The organism is Coleofasciculus sp. FACHB-712, from assembly GCF_014695635.1.
Taxonomy (GTDB): domain Bacteria; phylum Cyanobacteriota; class Cyanobacteriia; order Cyanobacteriales; family FACHB-T130; genus FACHB-T130.
The window spans coordinates 17696-37949 of record NZ_JACJOQ010000403.1 but is presented as its reverse complement, the minus strand read 5'-3'; the positions used below and the strand labels follow the sequence as shown (position 1 = coordinate 37949).

The window sequence follows — 20254 nt, the reverse complement described above, 5'->3', positions numbered from 1 at the left end:
CTTACCTGGCTCTTTTCACTCACTTTTCAGAAATCCTCTGGTGCATCTCTTTAACGATCTGTTTATTTAGCTTTACCTTACTAAAAAGAATTCGTCATAGTCACAAAGGCGATCCATTTATCTTCTTCTCTGCGATTGCGCTGACTATCTTTCTACTGGATGATATATTTCGGCTCACGTTGACGCTGGATTTATTAGTGGGTATCCCAAAGGTAATTATGTATTCCCTATACGGTCTTGGTTTAGTGAGCTATATCGTTGCATTTTGGCGCAGAATATTATCAACGCCCTATATTCTGTTGCTAGTCGGGTTTAGTTTATTTATAATCTCTGGTATGGCGGACTTATTGCCTATTAAGGGTGAAGGAACTCCAGTTATTTTAGAAGACGGAAGCAAGATATTAGGCTTAGTGAATATTATTCTCTATTTTTGGGACGTATGCGAAAAAGAAGTAATGCGATCGCGCAACCTATCAAATGAATGAACTGCTTTATAACTATTTTTCCTTGTAAGGCTTATTTAGAATTGCTAGTTCAGTTTATATAAGCCAACTTCGCTACGAATTGATTTCGTTATAAATCGATAATTGAAGGCTTCTCTTATCCAAGAGCGAAGGCTTAACGTGATTCCCGCCTTAGCACCAAAGAAGGTGTCGAAACCTGTCTGATAAATATTTTCTCCATTTCCGATAATATAAACAGCACCTTCAAAGGGTAATTGCTTAAGTCTTTCTCCCTGCTTAATCTCGGTTAATTTATGAGAATCAAGGCGAATAAGAGAAGTTAGCTTGGCATCTTCCATCTTTTCAGGCAAATTATACAAATCGTACCGGACAATTCGGCAGCTTCCACACGATCTATTGAAAGCATATTTTTTGTAATATATGAGTTGGCTACCCTCCTGATATACATAGCCCTTATCTACAAACCATCCATTAGATTGAGGATGCTTATTAACAAATTCTGCCAAATACTTACTTACACAGTCATCGGCATCAATAGCATTATATGAGAGGGTTTTAGCTGTTGAGCATAGATGAAACCTGTCATCACTTTTTGCAACTTGTCTAAACACTTATATGCCAAATCAGGAGCTTTCTATTTCTCCATAGCCGCAGTTCTTTAAAGCTGGATTTGGCGGTGGTAAATCTACTTCAATGTAGGTAATGTGAGGATGATTCAACTCAATATTCTGCTTTTTGTGACAAACAATAATCGCCCTAAAATCTGGTGAAGTTTGATTGAGATTGACTTGATACATCTTTCAAATAACTTAAGAACGCGCTCCCAAGAATTTGAAGATTGGTGACTTCTGAGCGGTATAACAAAAACAATCATACTGACACCTTAATAATTAATGCCATAAAGCATGGTCACAAAGCAGGTTACAGAGAACCAAGACTACTTTGAGATTGCTGAAAGCGTTTTGAATTCTGCCATTGAGCAGCCAATAAGACTCCCAGTAGTAAGATGCCGCCGAAGAAGTAATGAGAGATAAACACCCTGGATACTAAAAAGCTGATAAATTGAGCATTTCCAGGTTTAAAGTAAGCCAGAGTATAGGTAACGGGCAACGATATCAATAAAATGCCTAATATTATTAGGCTAGACCAAAGCCGTTTATTAGGGACTGCTAATTTGTTGCCTAGATAGAGAGATAAAGGTAGTAGTAACAATAGATAGTAGTGAGTCCAAGAGATAGGACTTGTAAGCAGTGCTAAACAAAGGACAACAGAAAGCTCTAAGTTTTCTTCTTCTAATGTGACAGGTTTTTTTGAGCGCCAGCAAATCCAAATAGTCGCACCAAACAGCAGTGAGAGCAATGCGTACCGCACCAGTTTGAACCCCAATCCTACCTCTAGAGGCAGCCACTTAGTAAGACCACCGTCAGTTAGCAAACGAGCTAAGAAGCTATCAAGTGACTGACTGTTGTAGGCGGCGATTGGCTTTCCAGCGTAAGGCTGAATGCACATCTCAAACCAAGTCTGATGTAAATCGAAACCGAACAAAAGGATTGATGCTCCGACAATTGCCAGTAGCGCTGCACTAAACCCCGCCACTACTCGCCATCGACTTCTCATTACAAAGTAAACACCAAAAAGGAACAAGGGAATTTTAATCAAAGCAGCGATCGCTAAGAGCGCACCCGTCCAAATTTCGCGTTTAGCCTGGATGCAAAAAAAAGCTGCGATTAGCAACAACAAGACAAAATGAGTCGAATTTCCTTCTCGCAAATTGTAATAAAGAGGACCATTGATCGCAAATAGTCCGAGTAGGGCGATTTTTTGTTTTTCGGTTGTTAGTTCGCCTAGCTTGATTAGTAAATAGTAAGTGAAGAGAATCGCAATGCCACTTAAAAACATCAGCAAAATGTGGGCATTTTGCTTACTTAACAATGAAAAAGGAGTAAATAAATAGGCAATTATTGGAATATTTACAAAAGTCCCAGCCGGACAATCAGGTTGTCCTAAGCAATTTTTATCTGGTAGGTATAAATTTGGGGGATTTTCTAGTACAAGACGACCCGCTGGGTAATAAGCTTTGTCAAAGTCAGCAAATAAATTTTGTGCAGGTGGATTAGAAATATTCCATAAAAATAGCATCATAAGTAAGACAGGGAATCCATAGCCTAACCATAAATTCCATCGCTTTTTTAAGTATTTATCAGCAAGGCTATTTAGCCCAACTGCCCCTAAGATTAAAAGAATGAAAATCAAGTAATTTTTCATAGAAAACCTGATTTAACTCCTATAAATGCTATAAAAAGTTCTGAAGATAAGGTCAGACAAATGATATCTCAGCTCGTGAAAACATAAAGTTGAGGATTATGACGCCTATTAAGCCTTTGGTTATTACCCAAATGTGTCTTTGATTCTATGAACCTGAAGGAAATTTAAGCTTTTCTCAAAGGTCGAATGTTGATGTCAGTTACTTCGGCGGTGCGGGGCAAACTGAGGGCATTGAGTACCACGGCGGCTACATCTTCTGGTTGCAGCAAGCGATCTGGCTGGTATTCTCGACCCTCCATCTCTTGAACCGATGCTTGCATGGGACTAGCAGTGCGTCCGGGGTAGATACTGAGAACGCGCACGCCATCTGCGTTGACTTCTTCTCGCAGACTGTCAGCGATCGCTTTCAGTGCATGCTTGGTTGCAGCATATTGTCCCACCCCGCCTCTGGCATTCAAACCCACGGTCGAGTTGAGGAAAGCGATCTGACCCTGACGAACTGTTAGCATCGGCAATAAGGCTTGTGTCAGCGCATAAGGAGCGCGAACATTGACACGGTACTGCCAGTCAAAGTCTTCCAGAGAGGCAGTTTTCATGTGTCCTAAGGTGATAACGCCAGCACTATGAACGAGCAGATCAACCTCTCCTACATCTTGCTCAAGACGAGTTTTTAGCTGCTGAATGTCTTCGTCTAGTGTCAGGTCAACTTGATACAGCAGAACTTTGGATGCAGTTGCTTTAGCAGTTTCGGCAACTGCCTCTAGCGCTTCTAAATTACGTCCCACCAAGCAAAGCGTTGCTCCTTGTGCTGCCAAACCGAGAGCGATCGCTTTGCCAATTCCGCTACTCGCTCCCGTTACAACTGCAATTTGGTCTTTTAAGGCTGACATTCAATTTTGGATGCAAGGATTTAGATTAATCTCAGCTGACGGCTGCTGATTTCAAACACTCTTTCAATAAATCATGTTCTAGTAAAGCATCTGCTGCTCTTTTAATCTCATCAAATGCTAAACCCGACCTGTCTGCTATGTCTAGCAAGGTATGATTGCCATCGGCTAAATTCAAAACCCACAAAATTGCCATTTCATTCAGTGCCCCCTCTTTCTGCCCGCCAATTCCTTTATATAGACCCCTTTTTCCCAGTCTCGGCTCGCATTTAGGATTTTGATTTAAGTAAGTCCCATTGCCTTCCAAAACGTGGAAAATTGACAAACATTTAGAGAATGAGTCAGCCAGATATTGCGGTTGCACAAAATCTAGATTATCTGCCGATGTGTGGTATTCGGGAAACTCACCGTGCTGCGATCGCATAAAACAACCCACAGCCAGATTGAACCCCGGCGAACAATACTGCCGCTCATCGTAGCCATAGGGGAAGAAATCTATAATCTCATGCTCTTGCCCCGAATGCTTTAAAACGTGAAGGCTGGCTCTATCGATTTGAGCATCACCTTGGCGGCTTCTCTTATAAGTAACTTTGCCTGGATCTCCCACACATGTTAGTACCAATCCGTGTTTAATTTTTTGGGCTTGGGCTTCATTTAAACACAGCCAAGTAATGGAACCAATCGTTCCCGGAATAAATAGAAATCGGTAAGAGTATCTCAGAGAAATCGAGCTGAGATGTTTTGCTAAATAGGCACTTAGAGCGATGCCCGATAGATTATCGTCGCAGAGAGATGGATGACAAGCATGGCAGGAGATTAAAACTTCGTCTGGGCTTTCTCCCTTGATGTAATACTCGCCATAAGTCAGGCTTCCTGGTTCTAAAGATGAATCAATGCAGACTTCATACTCTTCATCTTTTAGTTCTAAAAATTGCTTGTGGCTCAAACAAAAACCCCAAGTTTCTTTATAATAAGAAGTCCGATAAGGAATCCACTCAGGAGTGTCTGGTAGGGTAAACAGGTGTTCTTTCAGTTCCTGGAAGGGCATTTTTTTCCGAACCGGCACGCTGTAATTGACAACGTGCAAGTTAGATTTTTGGAAGTCTACGACTCGCTCACCTTGAGAATTTTTGATGTAGGCATCTTTAATGTTCCACTCCTTCGGAACCGTCCAGTCGAACACTTCCGTTCCCGTCGGTACCTCGTGAATTTCTAAAGGAATGAGTTCTTGAATAATCTTGAGAGTTTCTCGAAAGCCATTTCCTGTAATACTGCGGCAAATCGGATATAGCTTTGAGATCGCCTGGTACATCTCGTTGCCAATCTCATTAGGGTTAAGAACTCTCTTCAGATCGGTGAGGTTCACAACTTTAAGCCTCTTTTGCAAAAAATCAAGGGCAACTCGAACGTCCTTAATACTAGCTTCAGCACCCGTAAAGTTAGCACTGATTTTAGCGACCTTTACAGGGTTGTTAATTGCTGCATCAGATGGCAATACATCTGAGTCGGTCATTTCAGCTCTCGGAGATCCCCCCAATTGCCTTTTAAAAAGGGATTGGGGGAGATCCTAAACCGAAGAGGGCATCATCTGGATCTGGAAGTGTTCGCTGAATGCTCGTTAACTTCTAACGAACAGAGTTTAGGACTTCCGCTGGAGGTTGGAACACAAGCCCCTCCTCACTGGGTGGTGGCTCGTTTTCGTAGAGCGCAATGATGTCATCAGGAATGCGAGCGAGATCGCTACCCCGCATGAGTTCTCTGAGCGTAGTGCCCTGAGGCGCGGAGTCGAGATTCGGTGCGCCACCCTTAGCGATAACATCGTCGAGGTGTACGGTTCTGAAGTCGATGCTAAAGCGCGTGCGTCCGGAGGTGTTGGGCACTGTCCAATGCAGCTGTGCGCCAGAGAAGAGGATGATTCCGCCTGGTTTGGTAACGACTCGGATCTGCGGATCGAGATCGACGTGTTCTAATGGGCGGGGCTGCTTCCGGGTATCTTTCTTGATGTGCTGGGCGGCGTTTTTCCGCCCCTCTCGGTTCCACTCATAGTGGTTGTACTCGCTAGAGCCATTTTTTACTGGCTGGCTCCAGTAGCGGGGCTGAAATGCCATCGAACTCTCGGATTCATAGTCGTAGATGGGAAGCCACCAGTTCATTTGGCAGAGGGGAGCGGCGTACCAGGTATCACGATGCGGGTGCAGCGGATAAGCAACCCCTGCGTTGAGGTAGGTGCCATCACACACAACCCTCATGCGCGGAACGTCGAAATAGGTTTTGTTCATTTCGCAGCCAAGATCCTCTAGCAGTTCCCGAATCAGCTGCTTTGACTTGGGGTGATGGATAAATCTGGGCTTGAGCGGAGCGACAATCTCCACAAACTTTTCGACGGGGAGGCTAAATTGTGCTTCTCGTGGATCTAGAGAACCAAACGCTTCTTGGGTGAGTTCGCGAGCTAATTCGCACAGCGCGATCGCACTTGGACGGGGTGAGAAGACGAAAATCTGTCCGTTGAAAAGATGTTTTCGCCTCACCTCATCGTTAACATCAGAATCGAAAAAGATTGTGTTCACTTTGCTATTTCCTTAAGGGTTGTAGCGCTCCATTCACTCTACATTATCCAAACATTGAGCGGGTAGTTCTGTATCGAACAACTCGCTCAATAGTTAGAAAAAAATTATGCCCCGACAAGAACATAAGAGCTGAACAAAGGCCAGGATAAATCTTTTTCGGAAATTTCACTGACGGGTAAGGGCCATTCAATCCCCAGGATGGGGTCGTCATAGTGCAGCCCGCGCTCATACCCTGGTGTATAAAACTCGCTCATCTGATATACCACTTCGGCGTCATCGGTTAGGGTTTGGAAACCGTGGGCAAACATTTCAGGAATATACAGGGCACGTCGGTTTTCAGCGGTTAGTTCGATGCCAACATGACACAAATACGTGGGCGATTCTGGACGCATATCGACGATTGCATCGTATATGGCACCACGGGTACAGCGAACTAATTTTGTTTCGCTGGCGGGGGCTGCTTGATAATGCATACCCCGCAACGTCCCTTTTTTGTAGTTCACGGATAGGTTGCATTGGGCAACGTTTGGCTTTAATCCACGATCTGCAAATTCATTGGCACAAAAAGTCCGAGCAAATAATCCTCGATTATCTTCTCGTTGCTCTATGTCAATAATAAAGGCACCCTTGAGTTTGGTTTCGGTGAATATCATAGGTAAACTTGCACTTCTGGAATTGGGACTACAAATTTGCCTCCCCACTCTCGAATAAATGCCATCTGCTGCATAATTTCCTCTTTGAGGTTCCAAGGCAAAATTAGCAGGTAGTCAGGCTGTTTTTCGCGGATTTCGTCGGGGTTGAGGACGGGGATATGAGTGCCGGGTAGAAAGGTTCCTTGCTTGTGAGGGCTGCGATCTACCGTAAAATCAACAAAGTCTGTGCGAACTCCACAATAATTTAGGAGGGTATTGCCTTTGGCTGGGGCACCATACCCTGCGATCGCTTTCCCTTGTTGTTTCGCTTCAATCAAAAAAGTCAGTAGCTTGCGCTTGGTTTCTTTGACTTTTTCTCCAAAGGTCAGATAGGTGTCTATCTTATCTAAGCCTGCCTGGGTTTCCTTGGATTTTAATTGATTGACGCGATCGCTCATGGCTGGCTCAGCCGCATTGTCATGCTTGCCGTAAATTCGCAGCGAACCGCCGTGAGTCGGGATTTCTTCGACATCAAATAAGGTCAAACCGTGAGCGGCAAAGATTTTTTCGACGGTTAAGAAGGAGAAGTAGGAAAAATGCTCATGATAAATTGTGTCAAACTGATTTTGCTGCATCAGCTGTAACAAATGGGGAAATTCCATTGTCAAGATGCCATCTGGCTTCAAGGCTATCTTCATTCCCGCTACAAAATCATTCACATCCGGAACGTGGGCGAGGACGTTGTTGCCCAACAACAGATTGGCTTGCTTCCCCTCTGCTGCCAGTTCCTTAGCTGTTTCCACCCCAAAGAACTTGACTAAGCTGGGAATTCCTTTTTCCTCTGCGACTTTTGCTACATTTGCCGCTGGTTCGATTCCTAAAACCGGGATTCCCTTTTCATGGAAATACTGCAACAGGTAGCCGTCATTACTAGCAATTTCAATGACTTGATGATTTTTGTCAAACCCAAACCTTTCTACCATCAAGTCCGTGTAAGCTTTGGCATGACGCAACCAACTGTCTGAGTAAGAAGAAAAGTAAGCGTAGTCTCCATCCCCAAAGATATGATCGGGAGATTCAAACTCTTCTAGCTGCACCAAAAGGCAACTTTCGCAAACATAGGCATGAAGTGGGTAACTTTTTTCTGCCCGACGCAGCTGTTCTGGTGTTAGGTAGTCATTGGCAATGGGTGACATCCCTAGATCGGCAAAGGTATGCTCAAGGGATTTGCTGCAAAAACGACACTTAGCGATCGCCATGATTTAATAACTCCTTACTCCAGAAAAAATCTCGATCAATTTGTTGGGTGCGAATTAGGTACTCTAGCTGCTTCAAGCGAGTGAACCCTCTGAACAAGAAGATGTCTTCAGTCAGATCAATCTGCTTGAACAAATCGAATAACTGCTGGGCACCCCGTCGGGCATCCCATTCACACTTAAATCCCGGTAGGGTTTTGTTAATCTTCTCGAAAGAAACTCGATAGCTGCGGTTGTCCGAGCCATTTTCTCCAAAGGTTAACTGGCATCCTTGGAAGACTGAGGCAATAATTTCCGCAATTTCTTTAACTCGATAGTTATGAGCGGTGTCCCCGACGTTAAAAATTTGGTTGTGAACAATGTCACGGGGCGCTTCTAGGGTGCAGATAATTGCCTTACAGATATCAAGGGCGTGAACCAACGGACGCCAGGGAGTTCCGTCGCTGGTCATTTTGATTTCTTTCGTTGTCCAAGCTAAGCCCGCCAAGTTGTTTAAAACAATATCAAAACGCATTCTGGGGGATGCCCCAAAAGCGGTGGCATTTCGCAGAAAGGTCGGAGAAAAATTGTCATCGGCGAGTGGTTTGACATCTCTTTCTACGAAGGTTTTACATTCTGCATAAGCAGTTTGGGGATTGACAGGAGATTCTTCAGTCACATCATCTTTTGTGGCGACGCCGTAGACGCTGCAAGAAGACATATAAACGAAGCGCCGCACCCCCGCTGCCTTCGCTAGATTGGCAAGGCGAACTGAACCTTTATGGTTAATGTCGTAGGTGATATTGGGTGAGAGTTGTCCGGCGGGATCGTTGGAAAGTTCTGCCATGTGAACGATTGCCTCGACCCCCTCTAAGTCTTCTGGTGTGATGTGCCGCAAATCTTTGTTGAGAGTTTTGGCAGTTAAATCGGTGGCGTTATACAGCCAACCTACTTTGTAGAAGCCGGTGTCTACCCCAATCACTTCGTGTCCGCGTTTCATCAAAAGGGGCGCGAGTAACGAGCCGAGATAGCCTTCTGTTCCTGTTACTAATACTTTCATTCGTTCAATTCCTAAACGCTAACAGTTGTTTGTAGGGGTTGGGGTTCCGGAATTTGCTCTACGATTGCTTTGCCAATTTCCAGGGAAGAGGTAGCCGCGGGGGAAGGCGCATTGCAAACGTGGACAGAGCGATCGCCTTTAACAATTAAAAAGTCGTCTACTAACTTGCCATCGTTCATCAAAGCTTGAGCGCGAACCCCAGCGTGGGTGGGAATTAGGTCATCCGACTGCACTTCCGGAATCAGCCTTTGCAAGCTACGCACAAAGGCGGCTTTACTGAAGGAACGAATAATTTCCTGAATGCCTTCGTCGGCGTGTTTTGCTGCCAATTTCCAGAAACCGGGATAAGTCATCACTTCCGCAAAATCCCGCAGATTAAAGTCTGTCTTTTTGTAGCCTTCACGCTTGAGGCTGAGAACAGCATTGGGTCCTGCGTGGACGCTTCCATCAATCATCCGGGTGAAATGAACGCCTAGGAAGGGAAAATCTGGGTTAGGAACCGGATAAATCAGGGTTTTGACGAGATAGCGTTTTTGTGGCGTGAGTTCGTAGTATTCTCCCCGGAAAGGGACGATTTTCGCTTGTGGATCGACGTTTCCTAATTTGGCAACGCGATCGCTATGCAGTCCGGCACAATTGATGACAAAGCGCGTTTCAAACGTGCCGTTATTTGTCTCAAGTACCTGATTCTCCCCCGTTCCAACAATTTTCTCAACTTTGGTATTGAGGCGAAGTTCTCCACCTTGGGCTTCAACTAGCTCAGCATATTTCCGAGCCACCTGCTTGTAATCGGCAATCCCGGTTGCGTACACCCGAATACCCGCGATACAGGCGACATGAGGTTCAATTTCTTTGACTTCCTCTGCACTAATCTTGCTAATCCTTAACCCATTTTCCAAGCCGCGTTGATAGAGGCTTTCTAATCGTGGCAGCTCTTTTTCCTCCGTTGCCACAATTACTTTGCCGCAGACTTCGTGTGCAATGCCATGCTCTCGGCAGAATTCTACCATTGAGCGGCTTCCTTCTCGGCAAAATTTAGCTTTGAAACTTCCTGGTTTGTAATAAATGCCAGCGTGAATCACGCCACTATTATTGCCGGTTTGATGATACGCCCACTGGCTCTCTTTTTCCAGCACCACTATACGGGCAGAGGGATAGCGTTTGCCCAAAGCCATTGCTGTAGAAAGTCCAACAATCCCGCCGCCAATAATTGCAAAATCATACATAAGAATTCTTGCCCCTGCAACTGAAATGGATGAGTGTTTATCCTAAAAATTTGTTACCAAACTTTCCAAGGAGCATTCCCACTCTTCCAAAGTTCTTCTAGGTAGTTTTTATCTCGTAAAGTATCCATTGGTTGCCAAAAACCAGGATGTCTGTAAGCAGCCAGATGTCCATCTTGAGATAATTTTTTCAGGGGTTCTTGCTCCCAAATTGTGGTGTCATCTTCAATATAATCAATGACTTCCGGCTCTAGAACAAAGTAACCCCCATTAATCCAAGCACCATCCCCTTCAGGCTTCTCCCGAAAAGTGGTAATTTTATGTTGATCGGGTTCTAAAGAAATCGCTCCAAAACGTCCCGGTGGCTGAGTTGCAGTCAAGGTTGCCAAACACTTTTGCTCTCGATGAAAGTCTATTAGCTCTTGAATATTGACATTCGCTACGCCATCTCCATAAGTAAAGCAAAAGGTTTGATTCCCAATATGCTCTCTGACTCGCTTTAAGCGTCCTCCGGTCATCGTTTGATCTCCGGTATCTACCAACGTGACTCGCCAGGGTTCGGCATAGCCACAATGCACATTCATTTGGTTAAACCGCATATCAAACGTGACATCGGACATATGTAAGAAGTAGTTGGCAAAATACTCCTTAATTACGTAGCCTTTATAACCACAGCAGATAATGAAATCGTTGATTCCATAAGCTGCGTAAATTTTCATAATATGCCACAGCACAGGTCGTCCACCAATTTCCACCATCGGCTTTGGTTTGATTGTGGTTTCTTCCGTGAGTCGAGTTCCAAGCCCTCCAGCTAGTATCACTGCTTTCATGCGATCGCCTCTTTTTTCATGAAAATGAATCTATACCTTTAGATAGATTCATGTATAATAGAAATGTATTCTTAGTCGAAAAAATCAATTTTCTCTAATTAAATATTCTAAGCGGAAAATACTGAGATATCTGTAAAGATACAGTAAACAAATAGAGGGTCTTTATTAAAACTTTAAAAAGTTGAGCCTCTAGTAGTTTTAAATTTTTAACTCATAAAAACAGCAAAAAAATCGCAAAATCGACTAATTTTGCGATTCAAGCTTGTAGGCTAGAGCAGTAGCCTAGAAGGTTGCCGATAGAATACTAACTATGTTATTGAAGACAATCTGCCAAAAGCGATCGCGCAAATTCCACTGATCATCAATCCCACTCCCACCCAATCAACCGGAGAAACCTTCTCCCTGAGAATAACTGCTCCGGCAATCGTCGTTGCTACCACCGTTAAGCCAATCACCACTGGATAAGCAACTGATAAATTAAACTTCCCCAAAACTAAAATATAGAAAACTGTACTGAGACCATAAACTAAAATCCCACCCAGCAAGTAAAGATTTAAGGGATTTTGACCGGCTCCCAATTTTAACAATGTTTGTGCGAGAGTATTTAAGCCAACGGTCAGCAAGATTAAAAAAGGAAATAGAAGATTAGCTAACATAAACAACGACACTTTCTTGGATATTCAGCTTGCTTAAGCCATCGCTTAATAAAAAGAATCAAAATCCCAAAGCTCGCGGTCGTTAGGCCACGGTGTTTGGACTCGTTTTCCCAGGAGTTTTTCCCACCATCGAAAGGGATGAGGAAGCGTGGCAACTTGGATGCTCGCACAGCCGCTTAGCCATGCCCCTAACACATCTGTATGACGGCTATCACCAATAACGACAACTTGTTTTGGTTTAAGCCGCATATATTTGATGGCTTTACGGAAGGCAAAAGGAAAGGGTTTCTTGGCTGGGTTGATTGCTGGAATCTCTAAACGATGGGACCAAGCCTTTACCCGATACCGGCGCTTGCCATTCGAGAGAATGAAAAATTGAAATCCTTGTAATTTTGCCTGTTCGATCCAAGCTTCGGCACCAGGAGACACGTAGCGATCGTCTTCAGAAACAATGGTGTTGTCTAAATCGATAATAATCCCTTGAATTCCGCAAAGCTTTAGCCAGTCAAGCTCTATGGCTGCCAAGCTGTACGCCTCTCTCGGAAAACTGTAAGGCCCCTGGTTGACAGCCGGTTTTTTAGATTTTTGTTTAACAGAGCGGGAAAAGAACAGAGACACTCGGTTTAACATTTGGTCATTTCACTCACAGCCACAACAAGTTCAGCCACAACAAGTTCAGAGACTAACAACTCAAAAATTACTCGATTAGCCCTTGACGTTTCAGGAATAGAATGACAAAGCTGGTAACGATCCAAGAGAGTACCGTCAGGAGAATCGGCACGTCTTTTAATAAAATTTCCTCCGGACGCTCAGTCTGTCCTCCTTCGTCATCGATATCGCTTCTCCGAGCGATTTCTTGCGGATCGCTCAGTAGCTGATAGCGGAAAACCCCGTATAAAACAAAGGGTAATGTAAGTAACATCCAAGGTGTTGATGCTCCACGAACTTGAGGTCCGGAACTCCAGATCGCGTAGGTCATGACTGCGCCGGTTGTCACTGTATTTTCCATGCGGCTGAGTAGAGGCAACGAGTAGCGCTTCAATACAGACCGGGTCTTGCCACCTCTAATTGACAATAGCCGCAGTTCTGCTTTGCGCTTTTCCACACCCAGAAACAAAGCCAGCATAGCAGTACACAGGAGAAACCAGGGGGATAAAACAATGTTTGTTGCAGCAGCACCTGCATAGGCTCGCAAGACAAAACCCATTGCGATCGCAATAATATCCAAAATCACAGTCCGCTTCAGCCGCAGGTTATAGGCAATTTGCAGCAGTGCGTATGCGGTGATGGTTGCTCCCAAGTAGGGCGATCGCAACCAGCCGACAATTAAACCAGTACCCAGCAAACAGACTGCCATTACCATTGCCACTGGCACGCTAACTAAGCCTGCGGCAATGGGTCGCTTACTCTTGACTGGATGTAGACGGTCAGCTTCTACATCTGCAATGTCATTGAGTAGATAGAAACTACTCGAAGTCAAACAGAACAAAGCAAACGCCAGTAAAGAGCCTAGCAAAGATTCCAGATTAATACTGAAAGCAAACAAGGGCGCTGCAAAAACAATCAGATTTTTTGTCCACTGGCGTGGTCTTAAAGCTTTAATATAAGGAAATTTTATAGAATTATCAGCTAGCTGAGTTGAATTTTGTTTATTACTGGGAAATCCGGGAATTTTCATTTGCTTTTAAACCTTTTTTCTAATAGAAATAATTTTTTTTAGGCAGATTCACTGCAAAACTTCGTTTTAAAGTACCCCAGCTTGTAGTAAATACTACAGTCAACAACACCACGGTTTAAATGACTTTTATTCCCAAGCTGTGGATGCATCTGTATGTAGTCAATGATTTCCGACTTTAGAACTCAATACCCACTTTACTCTACTCTCCTAAGTACCAAGTCCTCCAGTAAGCAGTGCTGCTTTCATGCAATAACCTCGTAATTCTCACCGAAAGTAGCTTTTTTATCTAGATGTATCAGTTTAAGCCGAGATTAAATAAGATAAAATTTAATCGCTTATTCCGTAATGATTTTAGTTGAAAAACCGTTAATAAACTATCAAGACTCCATAAATATGCATTCTTTTATATAAAGATTTGGCAAAGAAGGCAATTTCTCACGTAGCTCCCTAATTTCGTAAGAGCATTCAAAAAAAATACCCAGGGAAGTTGCACAATCGTTGATAACCAGGATTTTAAGTAAGCTCTGATAATTTCAAAGGTTATTTGCAGCAAATCGCCACTAATTGTTACTACTCAATAGCTACGTTATTTTGAGGGTTATCGTTACCCTCATTTATCTCATATTTCGTACCCCTTAAAATGTATAGACATACTAAAACCATTAAACCGCCAGCCAGTAAATAAGACAGAAAAATGTTTAGGGGGAGAAAAGCTATTTTTTTGTACGCTAAATCCTTAGCGATCGCAAAATAATTACTGGTTAAGAAATAACTTATAGCCAGGAAATAAATCGTAAACTTTCCTAATACTTTTTTGGTTAATAAATAAGGAAGTAAAAAAGCATAAATTGGCAAAAGAATCCCATAATGATGTTCCCAAGCAATTGGAGAAGCAATTGTGGAGGTTAATGCAATAATAGAGAAATCCGTGATACTTCCTTTCTCACTCGTTAGCATTGGCAAGAATAGAGCCGCTGAAATTAAAGCGATTGAACTTAGTATTGTTCCCAAGTAAACCCAAGGGTTATAGGGCGGGAAAGAATTATGATTAAAGTTAAGAATAGGATCGTTAAATAGCAATCTATTTAAAACACCATTAATTGATTGGTTTGTAAAAAAAGTTTCGCCGTGCTTGGAAATAAATGATAATACGGTTAAGTAGTTAACATGATCTGCAAAGCCGATTAAGGATATTGAAACTATCAATCCAAGCAAGCTTGTGGCGATAAATCCCAGAGTAAAGCTCCATTGCTTACGCAAAATTCCCCAGATCAAAATCAGAGCATACTGGGGCTTAATCAGGCACATTATTCCTCCTAAAATGCCTGCAATTTTTTTCCTATCTGTCATCCAACACCAAAAAAGCATAGCAAACAAAGCATTAAGCCAACACTGAATTTGCCCTAATGTATAGGCTTTCACTACCGGGTAAAAACTCAAACTTAAACAAACTAGGAAAAAATTGATAGCAATTCGCTCGAATCTGGATATGGCTACGTTTTCTTTCCATTTGTATTTTTTTAAACTTAAATTAAATATTTGAATAACAAAAAAAATTGTTAGAATAATAAAATTCCATGAAATAAATTTTAAAGTATTAAATATGGATAATCCAATATTTCCTAGAAATTCCTCAACTACATTTATTTTTAGAAAAGAGAAGACTAGCAGAGAGCTAGGGGGATACTGAAATTTTGTTTGTTCTTCAAAAAAAACCTTAGAGTATAATAATTGCTGATGCTCGGATTGAATATAGTTGAACGCTTCTAGCATGGGTTCCCATGAATCATTGATGGTTCGCCCGTACCGCAAGAAGATTTCAGTTCTAGATAATCCTAGGTCTTTCCACTCTGTAGAAAACAGGGTTATTAATATAAAATTAACGACGACAACATTAGCAAACGTAAAGAGCAAGAGGTTTCGAGTTAAAGGATTTAATCTTCGCCAATAGTTCAGTAAATTGACTAAAATAAGCGAAAAATACATATGCTTCTTCTATACTCCTTGATTAGATTTGAATTTGAGATTTTTGTTAGTTCGCTTTTTTAGCCCTATTAACTCCTTTAATCAGTTCAAGCTAGCTTACGGCAAATTCGCAATACTTAAACATGCCCTATCTTGACTACGAAACTCGTTATACTTTGTTCAAGCTTAAATTTGATTGTTGATACAAGGAAACTAACGTGTCAACGAATTGTGCATTGTTTAAAAGTTGGGTGATTACAAACAGTAATAACAAGGCATTTAATACTTTTGAGCTAATCCCTTCTGCATGACTATAGAATTTTAGAGAAAGAGCCATCCAACTCAATACTAAAAAAGTCCAATTCGGAGTAAACAAGAACAGCTCATAGTCTTTTCCATAAATATTATGTAGTAAAAAATTAAATAAAATACAAAAAATTAAACTCCTCATTATCGGCATTTTATCGGCGCGAAACTTAATAAAGGCATAAAGACTCCAAAGGAGTAAAACTGTCCACAGCAAAAAAGCGATAATGCCTGGTATGTAAAGTGCTGTAATAGATGGAGGATCGAAGTTCACCCAAGGTGCAGGTGCAGAATTAAGTTTTACCCAAGAAGGTGGGTTATCTTCAATAGTTCTCCATATATGTGGCTTAATGGCAATAAAATTGAATATAAAAATATACCCTAGCAATTTTAGGATTCTCGAAAAAATACTGCTAGATTGATCGGGCAAATTTACATAATCTCCCTCTTTAGAGTAATAACTTCCTGGAATAAAAAATAGATCGACACTTGGATATATCAACTTCTGCAAGAGGTTCAAAGCAATAGCACCAGACAAAACTAACCCGATGAAAATAATCAGTTTTGTAAAAACTTTTTTATTAAACCTACCCTGATAGATGCTGAAAAAATAGGCAATAATCCCCTGCACTACGTTACTTATTACCATGCCGAGCGCAAAAATAGTTGCTGGAACCATGTAGATTAAGCTGCCTGGGTAAGCAACTGCCAGCAAATAAATAATAATCAGACTACAGGCAGCAAAAATAAACGTATCGGGAACCGAGCTGAAAAATATATGAGAGGTAGATAATCCTAATATAGCTGAGTAGAGAATGGCGTGAAAAGGCTTAAACCCCAGTTTCTGGAAAAAAACTAAGGTTAAAACAACGCACACAGCTCCAAAAAGGGTACTAAATAGTATGCCAACAATTTCCCCAGAACCAATTATTTTTTTGAGTAAAAATCCTAGAGGATTAAAGACAAGAATAAATAAAGGATGAGTATGAGTGCGCCAAAAATTAATTTTATACGTGGTTAGTTGAGTAATAACTCGATGATAATCTGAATGAAATAGTAAGTCAGAACGCTTGACTCCAAGTACTCCGGTAAAAAAAAGAGACAAACTGGAGAAAAGGTAAAGTATCCAAAAGGTTAGAAATGTTCCAACTCTAATTCTTGAAAACATTTAAGATTCTGTCCTGTATCTCAGACAATAATTGCAATTCTTAGAAGGCTAAAATTCGGTACTTAACGCAACCTTGTAAACGTCCTATGCGCCAAGCCAAATCTTTTACCCATTTACTACGGGTTTCCTTAATGAATACTTCTTTTGGAAGGCGCTTTAACAAGTGCAACCAAGCTTTTCCACTAGTCTTCCATGAAAGCTGGGGCATACCCAAGGGTTGATACTTTTTATATAGAAAAACATCATACTCTCCCCACAGGCGTGCCTGCTTGTACATACCGTCCAGAGTGCTGCGGAGCCGGTAATGAACGACTGCGTCTTTTACAAAGTGAAGTTTTATCCCGGCAAGTTGGAGCCGCCAACAATAGTCTACATCTTGCAGTCGGATCATGTTTTCATCAAAACCGCCGATAGATTCATGCAGAGAGCGTTTAACACCAAGATTGCAGCTACCTGCAAAGGGCAGATAAGGAGGATATTTGTATTCAAGAAGCTCATTTCGCTGCTTAAGTGTATAAACTTTTTGTACCCAAGGATCGTTAAGCTTTTGATATTCAAGGCGACCTGCTACGAATTCATACTTCGAGAGCGCTTCCCCCATAGCAGCAACCCATCCAGGAGCCACTTCGTCGTCAGCATCGCAGAACACCAGTGCGTCGCCAGTCGCCGCTTTTGCAGCCGTATTACGTGCAAAGGAACGCCCTTGCTGTTTAGATGAATCAACGATGCGGAGATTGGGTAACCGTTCTTTATATTGTTCCACAATTGCTAGTGAATCGTCAGTGGAGCCGTTATCGGAGATAATTAATTCCCATGAGTCAAAGTAGTCTTGGTTTGCCAATGCTTCAAGTTGAATCGCAAGAGTATCTGCTGCATTAAAACAGGGAATAATAATACTTAACTTCATAAATCAATCTTCCGCTTCGCACCCGTATCTATATTAAGTAATTTTATGTACTGGCTACTTAATATATTTGACACCTATTCTCTTTGCAAGTCATCTTCAACTTTATCTAAGACTTTAGTCACAACCTCCTGATATCGAGTTAGGCTAAAAGTATTCAATGCTTTCAGGCGAGTCTGTTCCCAGTCCACAGGAGGGGCTGTACCATTGACGATCGTAAGAATTGTTTGAGCGATTGATTCACCTGTCGGTTCGCAAGTCCAAAAGTCTACTTCTGGGTCGAAGAATTCTTTTAAACCAGGAAAGTTCATATTCAAGGTTGGTATTCCCATTGCAAGGGATTCGACTAATTTATTGGGGGTTGCACTATTACGCGCCCTTTCGTTATTACCAAATACACCTAAGGCTAGGTCGCAATTTTCTACTAAATATTTAGGTAGAGAGCCATCAGAAAACTTTAAATCTTTTCTAAGAAAAACGCGATCGCTTAGTTCCTCTTGCTTGATTTTCTTTTCGTAGGCATGAAACCGTTCTGCATATCCAGATCCATAAGCACCAAATAAATTGCAAGTAAACGGTATCTCTTTTTCCTTTAAAATTTTCATGGCTTGTAATATATTATCTACTCCGTGTAGAGGAAGAATTGTTCCCCACCAGCAGATATTTAGGATACCATCCCCCATAAATTGTCTTTTAAGGCTTAGTCTAGATTCGGTAAATAAAGGAGCAATAAAAACTTTATTTTGATCGAGTTCAACGTCTAAAACTTTTGCCCAGTAAGCAAGTTCATAAGCGGACAGGTGAATGATATAATCTGTTTTTGTAAACGCTAGGATATCTTTTTTCAATATTTCTTTGGCTGCTTTACTTCCTTCTTGGATGTCATCTTTATTTCTTACATAAGTGTCATACATCGATATATATGGTTCTATGACGACTTTATTTTTAAATATTTTTGACACCCACAAAGCACTTTGAATAAAATTAGCGCTCATTGGCAATACGTAGATTACGTCTGTCAAAGCTGCTTTTACAAAAAGCTCTATGAGATAAAATTTAGAGAAAACTTTGCGGATAAACTGAGCAAAAAAGGTTTGTCTTCCTCTTCCTTGGAGGTAAAAGTCTGGATAGACGAAGGAAACATAGTATCCAGAATCCAACAAAAACTTGATCAAATTTTCGCAACGATAAGCTCCATGTACATTTCCATAGAGCAAAACCTTGATTTTTTTCTTGAAAATTGACATGGTTGATGCAGCTACCCTTAAAAAAACTAGTTCAACCAGGCGAAACTTAGCACGTCTATGTCAAGTTTAGTTCAATAGACGTTCGTTTGATTAATTGAACCTTATTAAAAGTCAACGGTTATGAGCTTAATAAAATCAATTAACAAAATTCCTCGAACTACTTAGTTGTAATTCTTGTATTTCTACTAATTTTTCCCCGTTAGAAATTTTATTTGCATACTTTTTTTCAAAAAATAAAATGGACTCACTAAACTGCTCAAGAAAAATTCCATTTCGCAAGCAGCAACCAGGTCAGTTTTCAACTTACCTCTATATTTAATTAGTTGAAGAATGGCTCTACGCAGGTTTCCTAAAAGGATTCTGGTAATAATAATTGGCTTTTGCCAATTATTAGCATTAATCATGCGTAGCTGACAAATACTTAAGCCTACCCCTCGAATCAGGGTTATTAAGTAATCTTTCTCTAACCGCCACTTGGGAATTTGATGATAAATACACATTTCGGGGTTGTACCAAATTTCCCAACCAGCGCGTCCGATGTAGAGTAGCGCTTCAAAATCTTCTCCTTTGGCTGCCAAGGATGACCCAACTGGTCCCTGAAGAACAAGTTGAGCGGGAACGTTGTCTAGCCACACTTGCTTTTGGACAACTAATCCGGCTCCTGGAGGAAGGCTTAAATTCTCCGGGTCGTATAGATTAGGTTTTGAACCTCTTTCTTTCAGTGCCAAAAAAGATTGAATTCTTTCAAAGTTTTCTGGCGGATAAACTTCAAATTCGCCTTTTATCTGACCTCCAAAAGCACCTGCTTTTGGATGAGATTTCCCGAAGGAGTAGGCTGCTGCTACCCAATTTGGGTTCGGAAAATTATCATCATCCAAAAAACCAATAAAAGTACCTCTTGCTTCCTTAATGGCGCGTAGTCTTGCAAACACTGCGCCTTGCTGTGGCTCAAAGTAATACATGAGCGGATATGCTTGAGGCCAGTTAGATTGATATTCTTGAATGATTTTGGCGGTGTTGTCAGTGCTATTGTTATCGACGACAACCACTTCCCAAGAAATCTGCTCGGTGCCTACCTGCGATCGCAATCGCTCCAAAACGGCTGGTAGAAGCTTTTCCCCGTTGTAAGTGCGAATTGCTACAGTAAAGTCTACCTTAGACATATCT

Annotated in this window: 20 protein-coding genes; 1 reads left to right on the top strand and 19 read right to left on the bottom strand. The window is 41.8% G+C overall.

Annotated elements, in window-relative coordinates:
- Nucleotides 1-485: hypothetical protein (locus tag H6F50_RS12020; RefSeq protein WP_190428875.1), on the top strand; the 485-nt coding region annotated here is incomplete at its 5' end.
- Nucleotides 486-529: 44 nt separating this feature from the next.
- On the opposite strand, the gene H6F50_RS12015 is transcribed toward H6F50_RS12020, so the two are convergent.
- From H6F50_RS12015 to hpsE, 19 genes are all read right to left on the bottom strand, one after another.
- Entirely contained in the window at nucleotides 530-1075 is a 546-nt protein-coding gene (locus H6F50_RS12015) for a hypothetical protein (protein ID WP_190428874.1), read from the bottom strand.
- A 12-nt stretch (nucleotides 1076-1087) separates the two neighbouring features.
- A complete protein-coding gene (locus H6F50_RS12010; RefSeq protein WP_190428873.1) occupies nucleotides 1088-1261 on the bottom strand; it encodes a hypothetical protein in 174 nt (57 codons plus the stop codon).
- Between the two features lie 124 nt (nucleotides 1262-1385).
- The gene (locus H6F50_RS12005) at nucleotides 1386-2606 is read right to left on the bottom strand and encodes a glycosyltransferase family 87 protein (RefSeq protein ID WP_190428872.1); all 1221 of its coding nucleotides are present in this window, start codon (nucleotides 2604-2606) and stop codon (nucleotides 1386-1388) included.
- Nucleotides 2607-2893: 287 nt separating this feature from the next.
- Nucleotides 2894-3619 carry an SDR family oxidoreductase gene (locus tag H6F50_RS12000; RefSeq protein ID WP_190428871.1) on the bottom strand — a complete coding sequence of 242 codons (726 nt, stop codon included), beginning with the start codon at nucleotides 3617-3619 and terminating at the stop codon, nucleotides 2894-2896.
- Nucleotides 3620-3650: 31 nt separating this feature from the next.
- Nucleotides 3651-4928, bottom strand: a complete 1278-nt coding sequence (locus H6F50_RS11995; protein WP_190428876.1) for a DUF4910 domain-containing protein — start codon at nucleotides 4926-4928, stop codon at nucleotides 3651-3653.
- A 313-nt stretch (nucleotides 4929-5241) separates the two neighbouring features.
- Nucleotides 5242-6183, bottom strand: a complete 942-nt coding sequence (locus tag H6F50_RS11990) for a hypothetical protein (protein WP_190428870.1) — start codon at nucleotides 6181-6183, stop codon at nucleotides 5242-5244.
- 104 nt (nucleotides 6184-6287) lie between these two features.
- Complete coding sequence (gene rfbC, locus H6F50_RS11985; protein ID WP_190412206.1) at nucleotides 6288-6836, bottom strand: dTDP-4-dehydrorhamnose 3,5-epimerase; 549 nt, start codon at nucleotides 6834-6836, stop codon at nucleotides 6288-6290.
- A complete protein-coding gene (locus H6F50_RS11980) occupies nucleotides 6833-8074 on the bottom strand; it encodes a class I SAM-dependent methyltransferase (RefSeq protein ID WP_190428869.1) in 1242 nt (413 codons plus the stop codon). The genes rfbC and H6F50_RS11980 overlap by 4 nt, the downstream gene beginning before the upstream one ends.
- Nucleotides 8061-9110, bottom strand: a complete 1050-nt coding sequence (locus H6F50_RS11975) for an SDR family oxidoreductase (RefSeq protein ID WP_190412204.1) — start codon at nucleotides 9108-9110, stop codon at nucleotides 8061-8063. The genes H6F50_RS11980 and H6F50_RS11975 overlap by 14 nt, the downstream gene beginning before the upstream one ends.
- Before the next feature lie 11 nt (nucleotides 9111-9121).
- Nucleotides 9122-10336, bottom strand: coding sequence for an L-2-hydroxyglutarate oxidase (gene lhgO / locus H6F50_RS11970; protein ID WP_190428868.1), 1215 nt, complete (start codon nucleotides 10334-10336; stop codon nucleotides 9122-9124).
- Between the two features lie 53 nt (nucleotides 10337-10389).
- Complete coding sequence (gene rfbF / locus H6F50_RS11965; protein WP_190428867.1) at nucleotides 10390-11163, bottom strand: glucose-1-phosphate cytidylyltransferase; 774 nt, start codon at nucleotides 11161-11163, stop codon at nucleotides 10390-10392.
- A 308-nt stretch (nucleotides 11164-11471) separates the two neighbouring features.
- Nucleotides 11472-11819 (bottom strand): SMR family transporter, encoded by a 348-nt coding sequence (locus tag H6F50_RS11960; RefSeq protein ID WP_190412201.1) that lies wholly within the window; start codon nucleotides 11817-11819, stop codon nucleotides 11472-11474.
- A 45-nt stretch (nucleotides 11820-11864) separates the two neighbouring features.
- Nucleotides 11865-12449 (bottom strand): YqeG family HAD IIIA-type phosphatase, encoded by a 585-nt coding sequence (locus tag H6F50_RS11955; protein WP_190412200.1) that lies wholly within the window; start codon nucleotides 12447-12449, stop codon nucleotides 11865-11867.
- A 67-nt stretch (nucleotides 12450-12516) separates the two neighbouring features.
- Entirely contained in the window at nucleotides 12517-13497 is a 981-nt protein-coding gene (locus tag H6F50_RS11950; protein WP_190428866.1) for a decaprenyl-phosphate phosphoribosyltransferase, read from the bottom strand.
- A gap of 570 nt (nucleotides 13498-14067) precedes the next feature.
- Nucleotides 14068-15270 carry a glycosyltransferase family 87 protein gene (locus H6F50_RS11945; RefSeq protein WP_190428865.1) on the bottom strand — a complete coding sequence of 401 codons (1203 nt, stop codon included), beginning with the start codon at nucleotides 15268-15270 and terminating at the stop codon, nucleotides 14068-14070.
- 361 nt (nucleotides 15271-15631) lie between these two features.
- Nucleotides 15632-16936 (bottom strand): hypothetical protein, encoded by a 1305-nt coding sequence (locus tag H6F50_RS11940; protein WP_190428864.1) that lies wholly within the window; start codon nucleotides 16934-16936, stop codon nucleotides 15632-15634.
- Nucleotides 16937-16976: 40 nt separating this feature from the next.
- A complete protein-coding gene (locus H6F50_RS11935; RefSeq protein WP_190428863.1) occupies nucleotides 16977-17843 on the bottom strand; it encodes a glycosyltransferase in 867 nt (288 codons plus the stop codon).
- Between the two features lie 74 nt (nucleotides 17844-17917).
- Complete coding sequence (locus H6F50_RS11930; protein ID WP_190428862.1) at nucleotides 17918-19087, bottom strand: glycosyltransferase; 1170 nt, start codon at nucleotides 19085-19087, stop codon at nucleotides 17918-17920.
- Nucleotides 19088-19272: 185 nt separating this feature from the next.
- On the bottom strand, nucleotides 19273-20250 hold the full coding sequence (gene hpsE / locus H6F50_RS11925) for a hormogonium polysaccharide biosynthesis glycosyltransferase HpsE (RefSeq protein ID WP_190412194.1): 978 nt from the start codon (nucleotides 20248-20250) through the stop codon (nucleotides 19273-19275).
- Between the last annotated feature and the right edge of the window lie 4 nt (nucleotides 20251-20254).

Excerpts from the sequence above, each read along its gene's own strand:
- H6F50_RS11955 (WP_190412200.1), bottom strand. The coding sequence starts at position 12,449 with ATGTTAAACCGAGTGTCTCTGTTCTTTTCCCGCTCTGTTAAACAAAAA.
- lhgO (WP_190428868.1), bottom strand. The coding sequence starts at position 10,336 with ATGTATGATTTTGCAATTATTGGCGGCGGGATTGTTGGACTTTCTACA.
- hpsE (WP_190412194.1), bottom strand. The coding sequence starts at position 20,250 with ATGTCTAAGGTAGACTTTACTGTAGCAATTCGCACTTACAACGGGGAA.
- H6F50_RS11950 (WP_190428866.1), bottom strand. The coding sequence starts at position 13,497 with ATGAAAATTCCCGGATTTCCCAGTAATAAACAAAATTCAACTCAGCTA.
- H6F50_RS11935 (WP_190428863.1), bottom strand. The coding sequence starts at position 17,843 with ATGAAGTTAAGTATTATTATTCCCTGTTTTAATGCAGCAGATACTCTT.
- rfbF (WP_190428867.1), bottom strand. The coding sequence starts at position 11,163 with ATGAAAGCAGTGATACTAGCTGGAGGGCTTGGAACTCGACTCACGGAA.
- H6F50_RS11995 (WP_190428876.1), bottom strand. The coding sequence starts at position 4,928 with ATGTACCAGGCGATCTCAAAGCTATATCCGATTTGCCGCAGTATTACA.
- H6F50_RS11940 (WP_190428864.1), bottom strand. The coding sequence starts at position 16,936 with ATGTTTTCAAGAATTAGAGTTGGAACATTTCTAACCTTTTGGATACTT.
- H6F50_RS11960 (WP_190412201.1), bottom strand. The coding sequence starts at position 11,819 with ATGTTAGCTAATCTTCTATTTCCTTTTTTAATCTTGCTGACCGTTGGC.
- H6F50_RS11980 (WP_190428869.1), bottom strand. The coding sequence starts at position 8,074 with ATGGCGATCGCTAAGTGTCGTTTTTGCAGCAAATCCCTTGAGCATACC.
- H6F50_RS11945 (WP_190428865.1), bottom strand. The coding sequence starts at position 15,270 with ATGCTAGAAGCGTTCAACTATATTCAATCCGAGCATCAGCAATTATTA.
- H6F50_RS11975 (WP_190412204.1), bottom strand. The coding sequence starts at position 9,110 with ATGAAAGTATTAGTAACAGGAACAGAAGGCTATCTCGGCTCGTTACTC.
- H6F50_RS12000 (WP_190428871.1), bottom strand. The coding sequence starts at position 3,619 with ATGTCAGCCTTAAAAGACCAAATTGCAGTTGTAACGGGAGCGAGTAGC.
- H6F50_RS11930 (WP_190428862.1), bottom strand. The coding sequence starts at position 19,087 with ATGTCAATTTTCAAGAAAAAAATCAAGGTTTTGCTCTATGGAAATGTA.
- H6F50_RS12005 (WP_190428872.1), bottom strand. The coding sequence starts at position 2,606 with ATGATGCTATTTTTATGGAATATTTCTAATCCACCTGCACAAAATTTA.
- rfbC (WP_190412206.1), bottom strand. The coding sequence starts at position 6,836 with ATGATATTCACCGAAACCAAACTCAAGGGTGCCTTTATTATTGACATA.
- H6F50_RS12010 (WP_190428873.1), bottom strand. The coding sequence starts at position 1,261 with ATGTATCAAGTCAATCTCAATCAAACTTCACCAGATTTTAGGGCGATT.